General features: G+C 45.7%; 14 protein-coding genes. 6 read left to right on the forward strand and 8 right to left on the reverse strand.

The genetic code is table 11. The annotated features are described in order from the left end of the window. Window positions 1–523: 523 nt before the first annotated feature. From Q1A86_RS19030 to ilvC, 4 genes are all read right to left on the reverse strand, one after another. Window positions 524–1,453: a branched-chain amino acid transaminase gene (locus tag Q1A86_RS19030; protein ID WP_299810304.1), complete on the reverse strand. Its 930-nt coding sequence runs from the start codon at window positions 1,451–1,453 to the stop codon at window positions 524–526. 4 nt (window positions 1,454–1,457) lie between these two features. Beyond that, entirely contained in the window at window positions 1,458–1,721 is a 264-nt protein-coding gene (gene ilvM / locus Q1A86_RS19035) for an acetolactate synthase 2 small subunit (RefSeq protein WP_299810307.1), read from the reverse strand. Between the two features lie 76 nt (window positions 1,722–1,797). Next, a complete protein-coding gene (ilvG, locus tag Q1A86_RS19040) occupies window positions 1,798–3,477 on the reverse strand; it encodes an acetolactate synthase 2 catalytic subunit (protein WP_299810406.1) in 1,680 nt (559 codons plus the stop codon). Between the two features lie 596 nt (window positions 3,478–4,073). Beyond that, a complete protein-coding gene (ilvC, locus tag Q1A86_RS19045; protein ID WP_299810310.1) occupies window positions 4,074–5,555 on the reverse strand; it encodes a ketol-acid reductoisomerase in 1,482 nt (493 codons plus the stop codon). Between the two features lie 181 nt (window positions 5,556–5,736). On the opposite strand from ilvC, the gene ilvY reads away from it, so the two are divergent. After that, the gene (ilvY, locus tag Q1A86_RS19050; protein ID WP_299810313.1) at window positions 5,737–6,609 is read left to right on the forward strand and encodes an HTH-type transcriptional activator IlvY; all 873 of its coding nucleotides are present in this window, start codon (window positions 5,737–5,739) and stop codon (window positions 6,607–6,609) included. A 4-nt stretch (window positions 6,610–6,613) separates the two neighbouring features. On the opposite strand, the gene Q1A86_RS19055 is transcribed toward ilvY, so the two are convergent. Together Q1A86_RS19055 and Q1A86_RS19060 are read right to left on the reverse strand one after the other, a co-directional pair. Beyond that, window positions 6,614–7,546: a LysR family transcriptional regulator gene (locus tag Q1A86_RS19055; protein ID WP_299810409.1), complete on the reverse strand. Its 933-nt coding sequence runs from the start codon at window positions 7,544–7,546 to the stop codon at window positions 6,614–6,616. 292 nt (window positions 7,547–7,838) lie between these two features. Further along, the gene (locus Q1A86_RS19060) at window positions 7,839–8,687 is read right to left on the reverse strand and encodes a LysR family transcriptional regulator (protein WP_299810316.1); all 849 of its coding nucleotides are present in this window, start codon (window positions 8,685–8,687) and stop codon (window positions 7,839–7,841) included. 260 nt (window positions 8,688–8,947) lie between these two features. On the opposite strand from Q1A86_RS19060, the gene Q1A86_RS19065 reads away from it, so the two are divergent. From Q1A86_RS19065 to hutH, 3 genes are read left to right on the forward strand one after another with little or no spacing between them, the layout of a single operon-like run. Continuing rightward, window positions 8,948–10,450: a flavocytochrome c gene (locus tag Q1A86_RS19065; protein WP_299810319.1), complete on the forward strand. Its 1,503-nt coding sequence runs from the start codon at window positions 8,948–8,950 to the stop codon at window positions 10,448–10,450. Continuing rightward, window positions 10,450–10,800, forward strand: coding sequence for a cytochrome c3 family protein (locus tag Q1A86_RS19070; RefSeq protein ID WP_299810322.1), 351 nt, complete (start codon window positions 10,450–10,452; stop codon window positions 10,798–10,800). Before Q1A86_RS19065 ends, Q1A86_RS19070 begins: the two co-directional genes overlap by 1 nt. Window positions 10,801–10,827: 27 nt before the next feature. Beyond that, window positions 10,828–12,480: a histidine ammonia-lyase gene (hutH, locus tag Q1A86_RS19075; RefSeq protein ID WP_299810325.1), complete on the forward strand. Its 1,653-nt coding sequence runs from the start codon at window positions 10,828–10,830 to the stop codon at window positions 12,478–12,480. Between the two features lie 101 nt (window positions 12,481–12,581). On the opposite strand, the gene Q1A86_RS19080 is transcribed toward hutH, so the two are convergent. Both Q1A86_RS19080 and Q1A86_RS19085 read right to left on the reverse strand, forming a co-directional pair. Next, window positions 12,582–14,135, reverse strand: a complete 1,554-nt coding sequence (locus tag Q1A86_RS19080; protein ID WP_299810328.1) for a PAS domain-containing methyl-accepting chemotaxis protein — start codon at window positions 14,133–14,135, stop codon at window positions 12,582–12,584. A gap of 295 nt (window positions 14,136–14,430) precedes the next feature. Then, window positions 14,431–15,624 carry a DUF5666 domain-containing protein gene (locus Q1A86_RS19085; protein ID WP_299810331.1) on the reverse strand — a complete coding sequence of 398 codons (1,194 nt, stop codon included), beginning with the start codon at window positions 15,622–15,624 and terminating at the stop codon, window positions 14,431–14,433. Window positions 15,625–15,717: 93 nt separating this feature from the next. On the opposite strand from Q1A86_RS19085, the gene Q1A86_RS19090 reads away from it, so the two are divergent. Beyond that, a complete protein-coding gene (locus Q1A86_RS19090; RefSeq protein WP_299810334.1) occupies window positions 15,718–16,386 on the forward strand; it encodes a response regulator transcription factor in 669 nt (222 codons plus the stop codon). After that, window positions 16,358–17,614, forward strand: a complete 1,257-nt coding sequence (locus Q1A86_RS19095) for a HAMP domain-containing sensor histidine kinase (protein WP_299810337.1) — start codon at window positions 16,358–16,360, stop codon at window positions 17,612–17,614. Before Q1A86_RS19090 ends, Q1A86_RS19095 begins: the two co-directional genes overlap by 29 nt. Window positions 17,615–17,650: the final 36 nt, after the last annotated feature.

Below are 17,650 nucleotides of genomic sequence, written 5' to 3' on the forward strand. Positions count from 1 at the left end.
TCTAGGTTCTAGGTTCTAGGTTCTAGGTTCTAGGTTCTAGGTTCTAGGTTCTAGGTTCTAGGTTCTAGGTTCTAGCATCAAACTAGCCACTTTAGCCTTCAATTTTCTAATTTTTAATCTGAGATATCGTTCTCAGTATTTATGTTTAGTCTTAATCTGTTCCGTCTTAGCTCGTGATTTACCTAGGAACTTTCTTAGCTTTTCCTAGCACCTGCTTTATCTGCTCTCCAGCCTTTTCGTAAGCACAGCGTTCGTCTTAGCTTGTGCCTTCCTAGGACCTTTCTTAGCTTTTCCTTGGACCTAGCACCTGCTTTTCCTGCTTTTCGTAAGTCAGTAGTTATGCCGACAAATCCTATTTAAAATCTTGATTGACGGGCTAAAGCCCGCCCTACAAAAATCCAGTCTTTTCCGACCTTTCCGTCAGTGAGTTTGCGAACATTCCGTTATCCGTAAGCGCAGCGTTCGTCTTAGCTTGTGCCTTCCTAGAACCTTTCTTAGCCCTTCCTAGCACCTAGGACCTGCTTTAGCTTTCCAACGTTTCCAACCAACCCCATTTGTCTTCGGTTTCACCGCTAAATAGGCCGAAGAAACTCTGCTGAATTTCTTTAGTGATGTCACCGCGTTTACCTGTGCCTACCTCGATACGATCCACGCTACGTACCGGCACGATTTCGGCTGCCGTTCCTGTCATAAAGATCTCATCGGCAAGATAGAGAAACTCACGTGACATAGGCTCTTCAACCACTTGATAGCCTTTATCTCGAGCAAGGGTAATAATGGTGTCTCGAGTTAGCCCCATCAGAATAGCGGCTGTTGCTGGAGGTGTGTAGATCTTGTTCTTTTTAATGACAAAAATATTTGCTCCGGCCGCCTCACTCACTAAACCATTAGTGTCGAGCGCGATACCTTCATCGAACCCATTGCGCTTAGCTTCGGTAGAGATCTGCAGTGAAGACAGGTAGTTCCCGCCCGCCTTAGCACCAGTTGGGATGGTGTTGGGCGCTAAGCGATTCCAAGAGGTCACCGCCACATCAACGCCAGCATCCATACTGTCTTCCCCGAGATAAGCTCCCCAAGGAAATGCGGCTACTAGCAAGTCACATTGAGCATCTTTTGGCGGGGTGATCCCCATTCCCACATCACCATAAAAGGCTAAGGGGCGGATATAGGCGCTCTTTAGGCTATTACCTAATGTTGCCTCTCGACATGCCTGCATCACATCATCGAAGCTATACGGGATAGGCATACGGTAAATTTTGGCAGAATCGAATAGGCGTTGAACGTGCTCAGTTAACCGAAATCCCGCTGGACCACGGTGTGTATCGTACACTCGGATCCCTTCAAATACTGACGTACCATAGTGCAGCGCGTGAGACATGACATGAACCTTAGCATCACCCCAAGGCATCATTTCACCATTGAACCAAATTAACTCTGCTGTTTTAGCGGCCATATTCTCACCCTTCCTGTTGTGCTAGTTCACTTGAACTGTTTACCAATACCCGGCAATCAATTACATCGATAAGCTTAATGATTTGATTAGTTAGCAAGCCAATTTCACGCTCGCTCTGTACCAGCATGTCGATGCTAGTGCTGTTATTACTGTTAAGCTGCATGCTCAAGTTAGCGACCTTAAACCCGCGATGGCGAACAACGCGTAGCACGCGCTCTAGCACTTCAGGTCTTTGCTGCACGTTTAACGCTAATGAGTAATTGTTCATATCCTTGCTCTCCATCTGGTGTTATCGCTAATGCTTCAGTGCTTTAATTCTGTCTTTCAAACTCAAAACAAAGTTATTAAGTTTGCTTATCCATCTCTTCCATCATGTCTTGATTCGATGCGCCCGGCGGTACTAGTGGCCACACGTTATGAGCATCATCTATCGACACATGCAGTAAGAAGGGCCCTTGGCTATTCAGCATTTCATCTAAGCCCGCCTCGACATCGCAGGCCTTATAGATATTGCGCCCGGGGATCTCGAACGCCGAAGCCATCTTGACGAAGTCAGGGTTATCAGAAAGGTCAGTCTCGCTATAGCGCTCTTCAAAAAACAGCTGCTGCCACTGCTTCACCATGCCCAGCTTTTGATTATCGATAAGCAAGATTTTGACTGGCAAGCGCTTACGCTTAATGGTGGTCAGCTCCTGTACATTCATCATAAAAGAGCCATCGCCAGACACCACCACAACGCTTGCATCGGGGCGCGCAACTTTTGCGCCAATGGCTGCAGGTAAACCAAAACCCATGGTGCCAAGCCCGGCACTCGATAGATGATCTTCGGGGCGGTTAAAGAACATGTGCTGAGCCACCCACATCTGGTGCTGGCCTACGTCACAAGCCACCACGCTATCTTGGGGTAACTTGTGAGCGAGGCGATTTAGCATCGCGGGTGCATAGATAAGCTCACCGGGGCGGTCATAGCGCCACTGGTGCTCTTGCTTCATCTGTTCGATCTTGGCTTGCCACGGGGCAAACTGCTCACCGAAATTTTGGCTTAAGGCGGGCAAGATCTGACGTAGGTCGCCTGCGATCGCCACTTCAGGTAGACGTAACTTGCCTAACTCGGCGGCGTCGATATCCAGATGGATCACCTTGGCGTTTTCAGCAAAGCTAGCAAGGCGCCCCGTCACTCTGTCGTCAAATCGCGCCCCAACAACAATCAACAGATCGCACTCTTGCACCGTCAAGTTGGCCGCTTTAGAGCCATGCATACCTAACATCCCTAAGTAACCTGACGTATCGATTGTGATAGAGCCCAATCCCTTCAATGTTGCTACTGAGGGAATACCGCTAACCTTAATAAAGTCACGCAACTGCTCGACGGCACTTGCCATACCAACGCCGCCGCCCACATACAGCATAGGCTGCTTAGATTGGCTAAGAAGCTCACGGGCATCATTTATCTGCGCCGCAGTATGCTCTCGCTCTGGTGTCACCGCTTGAAGTGGCGTCTTGTATTCCAGCATGGCGATCTGAACATCTTTGGGGATATCGACTAATACTGGTCCGGGGCGGCCTGACGCGGCAATCTCAAATGCTTTATAGAGGGTAGGCACGAGTTCATCGACATGGGTCACCATAAAGCTGTGTTTAGTGCACGATAGTGACATGCCTAAAACATCGATTTCTTGGAAGGCATCGGTGCCGATAACCGCAGTAGAGACTTGGCCGGTGATGGCAACAACGGGAACAGAGTCGAGCAGCGCATCGGCAAGGGAGGTCACCAAATTTGTGGCCCCGGGGCCGGAAGTCGCAAAACATACGCCAGTTTGACCACTGGCTCTAGCGTAACCGACTGCAGCAAATGCGGCGCCTTGCTCGTGACGACTGAGAAGATGCTCTACCGGGCTGCCATAGAGTGCATCATAGATCGGCATAATCGCACCGCCTGGATAACCAAACACTGTGGTAACACCGTGTGCGGCAATCGCTTTGATGACTGCGTCTGCGCCTCTTATCATCTGTCCAGATTCCATTTGACTCTGATCCATTTGCCCTCGTTCCATATATCAGCGCTCCACTACAATTAACTTATTTCCTAAAGGCTTAGATAAGAGTTTCACTTTATCTAAGCCCTTATACGAAAAAACCCCCGTTCCTTTCGGAGCGGGGGTTTTTGCAATCTTAAACCTAGATTAGGTGTGTCGATTCAATATGCGCAGCCCCCGCTGTGATTTAATAATCACGACGGTAATAATCACAATAATGAGCTGGGCAGCTTGGTTGAACATATTCGACTGGGTTCCTAATCAGATTCTTTGCTTAAATTCGGTGTCGCCTAAAACGCGACCATTAAGAAGTACCACAAAGCCTATAAAAAACACAATAAAAACTTTATAACATCAAAATTTATCATCTAGCCAGTGCGGTTCTGACCGCCAGTGTTGGTGAAATGAATGATGCTCTGCCTGACTTCACTACTGCTATTAAGGTGTTAATCCTTAATGGTTTATTCAAAGTGGTTTATCGAAAGTCATTTATCAAAAACGTGACTATCTCTTATTGCGATGCTTCAGTCCGAGCCTAAACAAAATCAGGTCTAAGCTCGGCCGAAATCAAAGCAAAAATAAAATTACTTCTCTTCTACGATGCGCTTCATTTCTGTCATGTAGCCACGTAGTTCTGCACCAATGGCTTCAACCGCAGTGCCACGAATCGCCGCATTCACTTCGATTAAACGTACGTTATCGACACCGTTGCTAGCATCTTGCAAACCGCCACCTAAATACTCGGCAGACATGTTAGCCACGTAGTCTTTCAGTAGTGGTAGCGCCGCGTGGTTGAATAGGTAACAACCGTACTCTGCCGTGTCTGAAATCACCACGTTCATCTCGTACAAACGCTTACGTGCAATGGTGTTAGCGATAAGTGGCGTCTCGTGTAGTGACTCATAGTAAGCCGACTCTTCGATGATGCCCGCAGCAACCATAGTATCGAAGGCAAGTTCAACACCGGCCTTGATCATCGCCACTAGGAAGATGCCTTTATCGAAGTAAGCTTGCTCGTCGATATGCTCTTCACAGCCAGGTGCATTTTCAAAACCTGTATCGTTGGTTTCACTGCGCCACTTAAGTAGATTTGCGTCGTCGTTAGCCCAATCTGTCATCATGGTTTTAGAGAACTCCCCACCTATGATGTCGTCCATGTGCTTTTCAAACAGTGGCTTAAGGATAACTTTCAACTCGTCAGCCATATCGTATGCTTTGATCTTAGCTGGGTTTGATAGTCGGTCCATCATATGAGTGATGCCGCCATGTTTTAGCGCTTCAGTGGTGGTTTCCCAACCCTGCTGAATAAGCTTCGCCGCATAACCTGGCTCAATACCGTCGGCAACCATCTTCTCAAAACCTAGGATGGCACCCGTTTGTAGCATGCCGCAAAGGATTGTCTGCTCACCCATAAGGTCAGACTTCACTTCGGCGATGAAAGAAGAATGCAATACACCAGCGCGGTCGCCACCGGTTGCACTTGCGTAAGCCTTGGCGATATCAAAACCTTCACCCTTAGGGTCATTCTCAGGGTGAACGGCGATCAGTGTAGGAACACCAAAACCGCGCTTGTATTCTTCACGAACTTCAGTACCTGGGCACTTAGGTGCCACCATGATTACTGTGATATCATGGCGAACTTGCATGCCCTCTTCAACGATGTTGAAACCGTGGGAGTAAGATAGCGTTGCACCTTGCTTCATTAACGGCATAACCGTATTAACAGCATTGGTGTGTTGCTTGTCTGGTGTTAGGTTAAGTACTAAATCCGCATCAGGGATAAGCTCTTCGATAGTGCCAACGCGGAAACCGTTACCTGTCGCTTTCTGGTAAGAATCACGTTTTTCCGCAATCGCCTGCTCACGTAATGCAAAAGAGATATTTAGACCTGAGTCACGCATATTCAAGCCTTGGTTCAGACCTTGAGCACCACAACCAAGAATAACGATGTTCCAGCCTTTAATGAAGTTACAGCCTTCGCTGAATTCACTACGATCCATGAAGCGGCATTGAGCCAGCTGTTCCAATTGTTGACGCAAATTCAGAGAGTTAAAATAGTTAGCCATCTGATATACCACCTTGATTCTGGATTGTTATTGGGCTGACTCTTGCTTGAGTCATGCTGTGATGTAAGTCACTATAGCGCAAGCTTTTCATTGCTTAAAATGATATATTCGGGATGTCATATTGCAATTTTTGCAACATTAGCTAAATTGATGGCGTTTTAGTAAACATGGAGAGTTCGGCTTGGATATCCGCACCATAAAGCTTTATCTGCATCTAGCAGACAGTTTGCACTTTGCGAGAACCGCACAGGCGATGCATGTCAGCCCATCGACCTTGAGTCGCGCCATGCAAAGGCTGGAAGAGGAAGTTGGTGCGCAGTTGTTTCAGCGTGACAACCGCAGTGTGACCCTGACCAGTGCCGGAGTCGAGTACCGCCACTTTGCCGAGTCCACACTTGAGCAATGGGGCAAGCTAAAAACCAAAATCGATCCCAAGCAGGACTTTCTTAGGGGTAGACTCAACCTGTATTGCTCGGTAACCGCCGCCTACAGTCATCTGCCTGGTTTACTTGACCGTTTTAGACGTGAGCACCCACTGGTTGAAATCGCCCTCACCACGGGCGATGCTGCCAACGCGGTTAATGAAGTACGTAACAATCGCGCCGATATCGCCATCGCCGCCCTACCCGATCCGTTTCCCGACAACCTGCACTTTGCCAAAATAGATGATGTTCCACTATCGATCATTGCGCCGACTTTTAGGTGTCAGGTGCAAGAGTTGCTCACTGAGTCTTATATTCCATGGGATAGGCTACCTTTTATCGTGCCAGAGCATGGGCCCGGCCGAAAACGTATCGATAACTGGTTTAAGTCATTGGGATTAATTCCCAATATTTATGCTCAGGTCTCAGGCCAAGAAGCCATAACCTCTATGGTGGCATTAGGCTGCGGCGTGAGCATTACCCCAGAGGTGGTGATCAATAACAGCCCAGTAAGAGACCGTATTCAGCTACTCACATCACCTATCGACATCCCCCCCTTTGAACTCGGTTGCTGCTGTAAGAACAAGCGTACCGTTGAGCCAGTTATTGAGGCATTTTTACAGGCAATATAATGACCTATTGATTGGCGGCTTTGACGCCGTCAATCAACATATTACGCAACCAGCTATGGCTTGGGTCAAGATTGAAATGTTTATGCCAAACCAGCACATAGGCTCCAGGCTCGACCTTTATCGGCACATCAAGACAAACTAATTGGTAATCCGCCATCATCTGCAAGACATATTTCTGTGGAGCACATAAAATTAAATCGCTGTTTTCACACAAATCAAGCGCACAATTAAAGTCTGTCATATTCACTGCAATATCGCGATGTAGATGCTCTAATCGCAATACATCATCGAGCAGCCACTGCTCAAGACCGCCAAAAGCAACTTGTAAATGACGATATTTAAGGAAGGTATCTAAATTCCAGCACTCACTGAGCAATTGATGCCCTTCACGTACCAGGCAAACAGGGTGATCTCGAATAACTTCCGAATATGCTAATTCTTCAGGCAAGTTATCCATGTGCAGCAAGGATCGCTTATCCCACTCACGACAAATAATCCCCATATCAATTTCGCAGCGCAGCAACTTATCCATACTGTCTTGTGACCATGTTTGGCTATTGATACTCACTTGCGGGGCTTGCTTTAGCAGCTTAGGCATAAAGTGCGGAAAAGTTAATGAGTAAGCAGTTTCAACTAAATGCATCCTAAAGCAGCGCTGACTTTCTGCAGGCTCAAAAGTACTTGGACGGGTGAACTGCTCCAGCCTTTGCAGCACCTCTCTCAGCTCTGGCGCTAACTGTAAGGCACGAGGCGTGGCTTTTAAGCCATAAGCCGTGCGCTCAAACAATTGGTCATCGAAGGTTTCACGTAACTTACTCAACTGTTTACTCACCGCAGACTGACTCAAATGCAATCTCGCCGCAGCCGCGGTAACACTCTGCTCTTCAAGCAGCACTTCTAACACTCTGAGTAAATTGAAATCCAGCTGTTTCACAATAGGCCTTTTGCAAATGACGCAAGTTATGCGTCTTATCATAAAGGGTTTGTAAACATACGCTATTGATATTCATTCTAACAAGGCTAGACCGCTAGCCTAGACCTGTCTCTGCTTAGCTGCGATTAACAAACGGCAGCCCCCTTTGATGAGAACAGTGTAGGTATATTTATGGCTTACATGACAATTTAATATATTAAAAGAAAATCCCCCATATTACTGCAATTGATTTTCTCAATATATTAACGATCTCAATCAGACTATAAGAATAATTGTGAGCAAAAACACATTCATTTTAACGAGAGTCACTAGTTGAAATAATCTTTTCGATTAATCCTATTTGCTGTAACTCTAACTTGCGCTCTTGATTCACATAGATAGCAATAGGCCCATTAATATCACCAGCCGTCGGCCCCTCACACTTCTCAATATTTTCATTATTGAGAATAATCTGCTCAGGTAATAAACCGATCCCCATACCTCGCTCGATTAATTTACAAGAAAAATCCGGGGTATCGATAACCATAACCTTCTTATAATCAAGATTGTTATACATACAAGTACTTAGATCGTGCCAATGGTTCCATATATCAGAATGTACGAATGTAGGCACCGGTGTAGCGAACTCTATGCCAATTTTTTTAGCCCAAAAAAACTTTAAATTGTCTAGTTCGGTAAAATGCTCAAATATAGGGTGATCATCAAATATGCCTTCTGTGATAACCACATCAACTTCCCCCGAATCCATCCAGCCTTTAATTGTGGCCAACTCGCCCGTATTGATCTGAACGAAAAACTCTTCAATAAACTCATTGGTTAACTTGGCTGACAAGTACTTTTCATAGAGTCTAGGCTGAGTCGCTATTTTAATGACGGACTTTCGATTGACCTGCAGAAGTGCCGACTCTAGTTCATTCATCGACATGATAACGTCTTCCGCTTTCTTGTAGATTTCATGACCACGGTCGGTCAACCTCACCCCGCGACTTTCTCTTTCAAACAGTTTCGCGCCAATTTTCTTTTCTAGAGCAATAATGCTCGAGCTCACGCTAGGTTGAGTCATTTTTAAAAAGCTTGCCGCTTTAGAAAATGATGAAAACTTGGCGGAGTAATAGAAACAATAAACTGTTGTGTTATTAATCATAATTATTCTGGATCTAGTTCTAGATTCTTATATTTGTGTGATTGCAATCAAATGCACGCTATTTTATTAATATTTATAATTTAAAAAACCATTAATTAATTATCATATTTTACGCCATTTCCAGCTATAACCACGCTCACAATCTTTGGTATTACTTTTTTTTATACCTACATATATCAGATAACAATCACAATCTATGCACGGCACGATTCATATCATCTAGCCAGAATGATGACTATTATAAAATTCGTGGAATAATAATGAAAAGAAGAGACTTTCTAACTAAAAGCATGGGCGTTACCGCAGCAATGGCTTTACCGTTTTCGGCTACAGCGGTTTCATCAGAAAATAGTTGGGACCGAGAGTACGACTTAATCATTGTCGGCAGTGGTTTTGCGGGGTTAGCTGCTGCTTATTCGGCTAACAAAGCTGGATTAAAAAACATACTGATCCTTGAAAAAATGGAAACTTGGGGTGGAAACTCGGCTATTTGTGGCGGTATTGCATGTATGCCAAATACTTCACTGCAGAAAAAGCACGGTATTGAAGACTCTCCAGAGTTAATGATCAAAGACATGATCAAAGCGGGCCGCGGCTTTAACCACCCTGAGCTATGCAAAACCTTAGCGACTCAAGCCCACACCGTATACGACATGCTAATTGGTTGTGGCGTCGAATTTATGGATAAAATTATCCGCCTTGGTGGACACAGCGCGCCTAGAGCCCATATTCCAGCTAATGCCTCTGGTGGCGGAATTGTGGTTCCTATGCATAAGTACCTAGTGAATAAAGGTGTGCAGTTCCAAAATCGCACTCAAGTGACCTCTTTACTGCGCGATAAGAATAACGCGATCACCGGCGTTGCCGTACAAGAGAAATTTGATTTCGAAACGGAAAAGTTCAAAGGCGAGCAAACCTACAAGTCACGCCATGGTGTCGTTGTTGCGACCGGTGGTTGGGGACAAGATAAGAAGTTCGTTAAGACCACTATGCCGATTTACGCTCACCTAGAAGCGACTGCACACCCGGGCGCAACAGCTGGCATGATCAAATCCTTACTTGCTGTAGGCTCGCTACCTATCATGCTCGACATGTATCAGCTTGGCCCTTGGGCTTCTCCAGATGAAAAAGGTGCAGGACCCGCGTCTTTCTTTGCTGACTACTCATTCAGTGAAGGTATTGCCATCGACCCGATGACAGGCAAACGCTTTATGAACGAGCTTGCCGACCGCCGCACTCGCGCTGAAGCACAGTTGGTCGTATTAGAAAAAGGTACGTCAGAAAAGCCTAACTTCCCATTCACTTTCTGTAGCGAAGCGACCACAAAGCGTGCGGAAGGCTTTAAGGGCGCTTACCGTGATGGCGCGGTTAACAAGTCGAACTCAGTTGCTGAACTGGCTAAACGTCATGGTGTCGATGAAGCAGTTCTTACTCAGTCGATTGCTGATTGGAACGAGATTGTTGAAGGCAAGCCCGATCCATTTAATAAGCCATTGGACAGAAGAACCGAGCTAAAGCCGCCATTTTACTCACTGAGATTATCGCCAAAGCTGCATTACTGCATGGGCGGCGTAGCTATCACTCCTGATGCAGAAGTGATTGATGCAACGACCTGTGAGCCAATCAAAGGGCTATTTGCTGCCGGTGAAGTGGCCGGTGGTACCCACGGTATGGATCGCTTAGGTGGTTGTTCGTCAGTTGACGGTTTAGTTTTTGGTCAGATTGCAGGTCGCTCTGCAGCAAATTATAAGGCAAATGTATAATGAGAACTTCTTTTGCTGTTGCGGCTATCGCAACTTTGCTATCGTGCAGCGCTTTCGCCGCAAAACCTAGCATTAAACAACACCATATCGACGCACTTGGCGATGACATGAACTGCCGCACCTGCCATACAACTAAAGGCGCGTTTGAGCGTCCAAGCGATCAAGCTTGTATTGATTGTCATGGCGGCATGCATGACATCCCGACTGAGCCAAACCGTTTCGATAAGAATCCACATAATTCGCATCACTATGAAGACTTGCTTGAATGTATGGTTTGCCACTCAGAGCACAAGCCTTCGAAAGATATTTGTTCCGACTGCCACAAAGTCGAATTTAACAATCTTAAGTAAATGTACTACTAATTAGAGAATTGAAGAATGAAGAAAAGTGTATTTGCATTACTCGTTGCTGCAAGCCTACCTTTATCCGTTAACGCGGCAACACATACCCTAGATGGCCGTTCTCTCACGGTAGATCAGTTATGGGAAATCGCCCAACCAGGTGAAGATGTCAAAATATCTAAAGCGGGTTGGCAGCGTATTAATGCAGGCTACAAAGCGCCTATTCATGCCGCTGCTGATGGCCGTTCAATTTACGGCTTAACCGTTAACTACGGCGCCTTAAAAGATCAGCGCGTTGCAGGCACATCAGTTGAAGATGAACCCAACTTTACTGCATCAATTAAGTTCAACGAACGCCAAATGCGCATTCAAGCCGCGGGTGTAGAGCCGTTCGTCTCTGAGCGCGAATCCAAGATGGCGATGATCATTCGCCTAAACCAAATGGCAGCGGGTTACACTGCGATGAGTACCGAAGGCGCGCAAGCATTTATGGACTACATCAATGCTGACGTTACACCACTGATCCCAAGTCGCGGCTCATCGGGCGCTAACGATTTGAGTTTAGCGACCCATATTGGTTTATCGCTAATGGGTGAATGGGATGTAATGTACAAAGGTGAGCGTCGTAACTCAAAAGAAGTGCGTGAAGAATTAGATCTGAAGCCTTACAGACCGTTCGGTTTAGACGGTATCTCTATCTTATCAAACGGTAACGTGGCCGAAGCACAGAATATTGCAGCGGTTAAAAAAGCCGAACACCTGCTAGAGATTTCACCAGTAATTATTGCCTCGTCACTAGAAGCACTGAACGGTAACGTATCACCATTCCTATGGCACACAGTCGACACTAAAGGATGGCCACAAGGGCATGAAGCTGCAGAAGCCATTCTAGGGGCCCTAAAAGGCTCATATTTATGGGAATTAGATGGTAAGCGTAACCTGCAAGACCCACTGTCATTCCGCTCATCTGGTTACATTTTAGCGACGGCAAAAGAAGAACTACGCCAAGCAAAAGAACTACTGAACACTGCGATTAATCACACGACAGATAACCCAATCGTGAATACTGAAGCTCGTGATGACCTTTGGTATAGCGATAGCCCAGCTGTTAATGCATTACGTGTCGGCGATGATAGCGTTTTTGTTAACTCTGGCGCTAACTTCGACAACACACAGCTTGCTGTACAGATGGAATCATTAGGTCGTGCACTCGCGCAAGTTATCCACATTTCTGCATGGCGCACCACTCAGTTAGACGATGGCCATCGCACTAATTTACCGACTTACCTAATCGCGAAAGAGAATGTCGGCGGCGATGGCTTTGCTAATATCGCTCAATCAATGTCTGGTCTATATGCTGAAGCAATGACATTAACCAACAGCGCAACCTTATACGGCGTACCAACATCGGTAGGGATTGAGGAGACGTTCAGCAACGTTAACTTAATTGCTTCTCGCGTCGAAAAAATGGCTGATATTGGTTACGAGATCTATGCCTATGAGGTATTGCATACCACCCAAGGTATGGAAATTCGTATGAGAGATCAGAATAAACAGATGGGCCAAGGCACTAGCGATTTAATCGAGCAGTACCGTAAAGTCGTGCCATTTGTTGATTTAGACCGAACTTACACACCCGATATTAATAACGGTATCAAGTTCCTTAAGAGCTATACAGCGGCCAAGTAAGGCCCCATGGCTTAGTTAGCTTTAGCTAAGCCTGACTCCCCCCTGCAATATAAAAAAGGGTCTAGCACTCGGCCAGACCCTTTTTATTTAAACTAATCAGACTACATACTGAAGTTTCTGATGGTATTGGATAGATCGTCGGTACTGCTCTCAACCTCTTGGTTGAGCGTATTGGTCACGGTAATCAGCTCATAAGACTCAGATACCTTACAGTTGACCATCTGCACATTGGTGTTAACCTCATTACAAACATACACTTGCTCTTCGATAGCTACCGCAATCTGCTGATTGCGTTCAACGATGCCTTCTATCAACTCCTCAAGTTCATTGATTTTGCTCAAAGAGGTGTTGATGATATTGACCGTTTTGCTCGACTTATCATTACCGACCTCAAGCGATTTAACCGCAACTTGGCTATTACTCTGGATCTGCTCAATCGCCGTCTGGATCTCTGTGGTCGCAACCTGAGTTCGCTGGGCCAAGGTACGCACCTCATCGGATACGACTGCAAACCCCCGCCCCGAATCACCAGCCCTCGCCGCTTCAATCGCAGCATTTAGCGCCAAGAGATTGGTCTGCTCGGCAATACTATTAATCACATCGATCACCGAACTAATTTGCTGAGTCTGCTTATCGAGGGAAACCACGGTACTAGATATTGAGGCTAACTCATCGACCAATTCCAGCATCGACTTATTGACTTGGTTAATGCACTCTAAATTATCCGACATCGTCGATTGAGTCTGCATCGTGGCTTCAGCCGTACCCTGGGCATTCTGTGAAATCTCAGTCGAAGCTGCCTGCATCTCATTTACCGCGGTCGCCACCATTTCAATCTCTGTTTTCTGCGTATTGAGATGTTCGGTGACTTTATGGTTGTTCTCGGTCGCTAGCTTGGCGTTATCTAAGGTCTTATCACAGGCCTCCATCACTGAAATATTCACGCGGCCAATCAATGCTTTTACGTGTTGTTTTCGCATCTTCATCGCCAGCTCAATCTCGGACAGATCGTTAATTTGTCCCGTATAGATAAGCTCCATCAGAGGGTTATTAAAGTCTTTACGAGCCTCTTTTGCGAGTCGCTCCAAGGGACGAGTTAACAGATAGCTTATCAGCGTCGCCATGATGAAAAAGGATGCCAATGTCAGTACGGTATTTTGGCTAAACATGGCGATGGCATAAGAGATAAGCGCCGCGATGCCATAACAAAAGGCACTGCGCTGCCACAGTCGAGTTCTTAGCCCTAGGCTTAAACGCAGTGGCTTTTTGTCGTTTGATAATTGTTTATAAACGGCCTCGGCACGTTTGACATGAATTCGCTCTGGTTTAAAGCGAACCGATTGCAGCTCGACGATTTCACCATTGCTTTTTATCGGAGAGGCAAATGCATCGACCCAATAATAGCCTCCTCCCTTACGACTGTTCTTAACCATTCCCATCCAATGGTTACCACTTTGTAAGTGACCCCATAGATCTTTAAAGGCAGCTTTTGGCATATCAGGGTGGCGGACAACATTATGAGGTAAGCCATTTAACTCGCCAGGTTGATAACCTGCCACTTCAGTAAAATGAGGGCTGGCGTATTTGATATGGCTAGAAGGAGAAGTGATAGAAATTAAATTGTAATTGGCAGGATACTGGTACTCTTCATCCATAATATAATCCTTTATGTAATGGCGTAAAAAAACTTACAGTTCAGTGTAGTACCAATATTCGTTTACCATCAAAATATTAATCGTATTTAATTTCACAGACCTAAGCTGACGATACTTTTACCCTATTATGCGGCTACTGTTACTCACAAAAATGAGCTTATCATTTGTGCTACAACGCTTCCGCACGCTATATGCAAGCCATAGAACTTATTGAATAAACCATTATTTTAGATACAAAAATGCCTTTCATAAGAAAGGCATTTGGGATCTATCTGTTCGAAATATAGATTTACAATTAGTCGTTATCAGCTTCGATTTCGCGAGCGATATTTTGACCGTTAATCACAACGCCTTCAACTTCGATGCGTTGCTGGTTTAACGTGTCAAAACGAATACCGTCTTCATACTGAGTGTTAGCATCAACGATAACTGTCATGCTACTTGCCACACCTTTAATCACGAAACTCTTAGCTGTTGCGTCAAATGAAGTCACATCGCCTTCAGTTTCAAACTCTTTCCAATTGCCAACGTTGTCGTTGTCATCACCTGTTGAGTTGTCATCATCGAACTCAACTTCGGTAGCAACTTGAGTCGTACCATTCTTAACAGAAGTCACCTCAACTAAAGCGCCCTGCTTTAAGTCAGCTTTCACGCCATCTTCAAACTTAGTTTGAGTATTGACAACAAAGCGGCCCTGATAGTTAAGTTCAAATGCAGTTTTTTGTGCATCAACCCAAGTCACGATACCTTCAACTTCGGTGTCGTTAGCAAGATCGCTATAATCTTCAACTTCAACAGTCGTAGCTTCAAGTGTATTCACATTCATTGTGCCTTCCACTTCAACCCACTGGCCGTTTGCTAGTGTTGCGTTGTCTTCTACTCTTGCAGCTGAGTAATCAACAGTTAATGCAGCACCAAGCTTAAAGCTCATTGCGTTATTATCTAAGCTAGATAGACGACCTTCGACTTCGTAGTGATTAACTAGGTCATCATTTTCAAACTTAACCACAGACAATACTTTGTAGCCTGCATCAGCTGTCGGTAATGAAGACACCATCACCCAGTCACCTAATTCGATTTCGTTAGATAACTTGTAGGTTAAGGTCATACCGTTAACATCAAATGTACCTGCAACTGGATCGATTGCAGTCACTTTACCAGTGATAGTTGGCTCAAGTTGAACTTGAACTGCAGCTGCTTTTTGAGCGCTGCCGATTTGCACCATCATGTTTGGCTGCAAATCGTTAATATTCAATTTTACGTCGCCGTACGAAACACCCGCAACGTCATAGCCGTAGCCGTTCACAACGACTTTGTTCTGTGCTGCATCGACAGTATCAATCGTGCCTTTAACTGCAGTCGGAGCCGTAACAGTACCGCCACCGTTATTATTATCGCCGCCATTGCCATTGTCAGAAGAACTGTCGCTTCCACCGCCACAAGCAGCTAAAATCAGAGCAAGTGTTGAAACTAAAGCTATTTTTTTCATCTAAATACCCTTATTTTGTAAGATGATTATCAAATTTAGCCGTATGTTAAAACTTGGCCCGTGAAGTGATCGTGAAGAAAGATAAAATAATTTATGAAAGTGCTAATTGTTGATGACAGCCATAACCTAGCCGAAACAATCGCCGACTATTTGGAACTAGAGGGGATGGTCATCGACTGTGCCTATCATGGCGAAGCCGCGATTAACTTGGTAACCGACAATAGTTATGACGTGATTATTATGGATATCATGATGCCCAAGATTGATGGCATTACCGCGGTGCGAAAACTGCGGGAAGAGTTGTACTGTAATACGCCTATTCTATTCTTAACCGCCAAAGATAGTCTCGACGACAAAGTTGCCGCTTTCAAGGCCGGTGGTGATGACTACCTACTCAAGCCCTTTGCGATGGAGGAGCTGAGTCTACGCCTGCACGCCTTAAGCAACCGAGGCCCAAGGCAAGATATCGGCACCTTATCCTTCGCCGACATTAACATTAATACCCAAACGAATATCGTTACCCGCGCCGAGCAGTCGATTAAACTGAGCCGCATTCAGTTAAAAATACTTAAGGTGCTCATCAAACGTGCGCCGAGTGTTGTCAGCCGCCAAGATGTTAGCGATGCGGTTTGGGGAGATGAATCACCACCGAGTGATGCGCTACGCAGCCATATATACGGGCTGCGAACCGCGCTGGACAAAGGCTTCGAACAATCACGATTAGAGACAATTCATGGACAAGGTTACCGCCTCAAAGCATAAGCAATTCCCAAGCATCTACCGAAAGATCCGCTGGAGTTTCGGTTTGATGACCTTTGCCATGTTCAGCTTATTTTGGTCGGTAATTTATATTGCCGAAAACCAAATTGAGATCATCAGCCTACACCACTGGCTAGACACCGAAGCCTCACGCTACAGCCGGGATTACCAAATCCACGGCAAACAAGCGACACTACCCAACGATACTGAATTCACCACCTATTGGAGCGAGAAGCCCATTCCTGATTGGCTCAAAGCCTATCAGATGCCAGGCTTCTACGAACATCTACTCGGAAAAGAAGATAAACACTTTATTGTTAAAACTCACCCTTCAGGGCAAGGATTAATGTATATCCTGTTCCAAGATGATGCCGACGACTACCTCGATGACTATGAAGAGCATCTGCACGATTACATCCTCATCTTAGGCCTGCTTATTGGCCTATTTATGACTATCTATAGTCTCTACTTTATCCGAACCCTATCAAAACCGCTGACGATTATTGAGCGCAAGATCAGCCAGATGTCACCAGATGATCCCCCCTTTGGTGTCGATACTCGCTTTGTTGAAACCCGCAATATCGAGCAGACACTGCTAGATAGCCGCAACGATATCAACGGCTTCTTTCAACGTGAAAAGGAGTTCAGTCACTTTGCCTCCCACGAGCTAAGAACCCCGATCACTGTGGTGAAAGGTTCAGCCGAGCTATTGGCAAAAATTCCCGACCAGCATCCACTGGCAGTCAACGCGGTTAAGCGTCTGCAACGGGCCAGCGACGAGATGCAGGTGCTTACCGAAACTTTCCTGTTATTGGGTAAAGAATCGATTAGTCAGCGCTACTTTGCCGATGTCAGTCTCGAAGAGGCGCTACGTAACCAGCTAGCTGAGATGGAGCAGTTATTCGCCAGACAAGACAGCAGTTATCATCTATCGGTACAGCAAGCCGCTATCATCCATGCACCACAAAGTTTTATTGCTATCGTGCTCAACAACGTGATTAAGAATGCTTTCAGCTACAGCATCGGCGATATCGAGATCGTACTCACTGGGCATACGCTGACGATCACCAATCGTCATGAGGGTAATGAGACTTACAATGCTGGTTATGGTGTCGGCTTGGTTATCGTTGAGCGCATCTGTGAACGAATGGGGTGGGGTTATCTGCCTCAAGATAACGGGGTTGAGTTTTGCACAACTTTGGTTTTTTCGGCTAACGGGGAAACCCTTTAGGTGTGGTTCCATTTGCGTGAAACTTTCGCAGACTTT

This window comes from uncultured Shewanella sp., assembly GCF_947497935.1.
Taxonomy (GTDB): Bacteria; Pseudomonadota; Gammaproteobacteria; order Enterobacterales; family Shewanellaceae; genus Shewanella.

What these genes read in the sequence shown, in the direction of transcription:
- Q1A86_RS19030 (WP_299810304.1), bottom strand. Translation starts at nt 1,453, where the DNA reads ATGGCCGCTAAAACAGCAGAGTTAATTTGGTTCAATGGTGAAATGATG.
- ilvM (WP_299810307.1), bottom strand. Translation starts at nt 1,721, where the DNA reads ATGAACAATTACTCATTAGCGTTAAACGTGCAGCAAAGACCTGAAGTG.
- ilvG (WP_299810406.1), bottom strand. Translation starts at nt 3,477, where the DNA reads ATGGAATCTGGACAGATGATAAGAGGCGCAGACGCAGTCATCAAAGCG.
- ilvC (WP_299810310.1), bottom strand. Translation starts at nt 5,555, where the DNA reads ATGGCTAACTATTTTAACTCTCTGAATTTGCGTCAACAATTGGAACAG.
- Q1A86_RS19060 (WP_299810316.1), bottom strand. Translation starts at nt 8,687, where the DNA reads ATGATTAATAACACAACAGTTTATTGTTTCTATTACTCCGCCAAGTTT.
- Q1A86_RS19065 (WP_299810319.1), top strand. Translation starts at nt 8,948, where the DNA reads ATGAAAAGAAGAGACTTTCTAACTAAAAGCATGGGCGTTACCGCAGCA.
- Q1A86_RS19070 (WP_299810322.1), top strand. Translation starts at nt 10,450, where the DNA reads ATGAGAACTTCTTTTGCTGTTGCGGCTATCGCAACTTTGCTATCGTGC.
- hutH (WP_299810325.1), top strand. Translation starts at nt 10,828, where the DNA reads ATGAAGAAAAGTGTATTTGCATTACTCGTTGCTGCAAGCCTACCTTTA.
- Q1A86_RS19080 (WP_299810328.1), bottom strand. Translation starts at nt 14,135, where the DNA reads ATGGATGAAGAGTACCAGTATCCTGCCAATTACAATTTAATTTCTATC.
- Q1A86_RS19085 (WP_299810331.1), bottom strand. Translation starts at nt 15,624, where the DNA reads ATGAAAAAAATAGCTTTAGTTTCAACACTTGCTCTGATTTTAGCTGCT.
- Q1A86_RS19090 (WP_299810334.1), top strand. Translation starts at nt 15,718, where the DNA reads ATGAAAGTGCTAATTGTTGATGACAGCCATAACCTAGCCGAAACAATC.
- Q1A86_RS19095 (WP_299810337.1), top strand. Translation starts at nt 16,358, where the DNA reads ATGGACAAGGTTACCGCCTCAAAGCATAAGCAATTCCCAAGCATCTAC.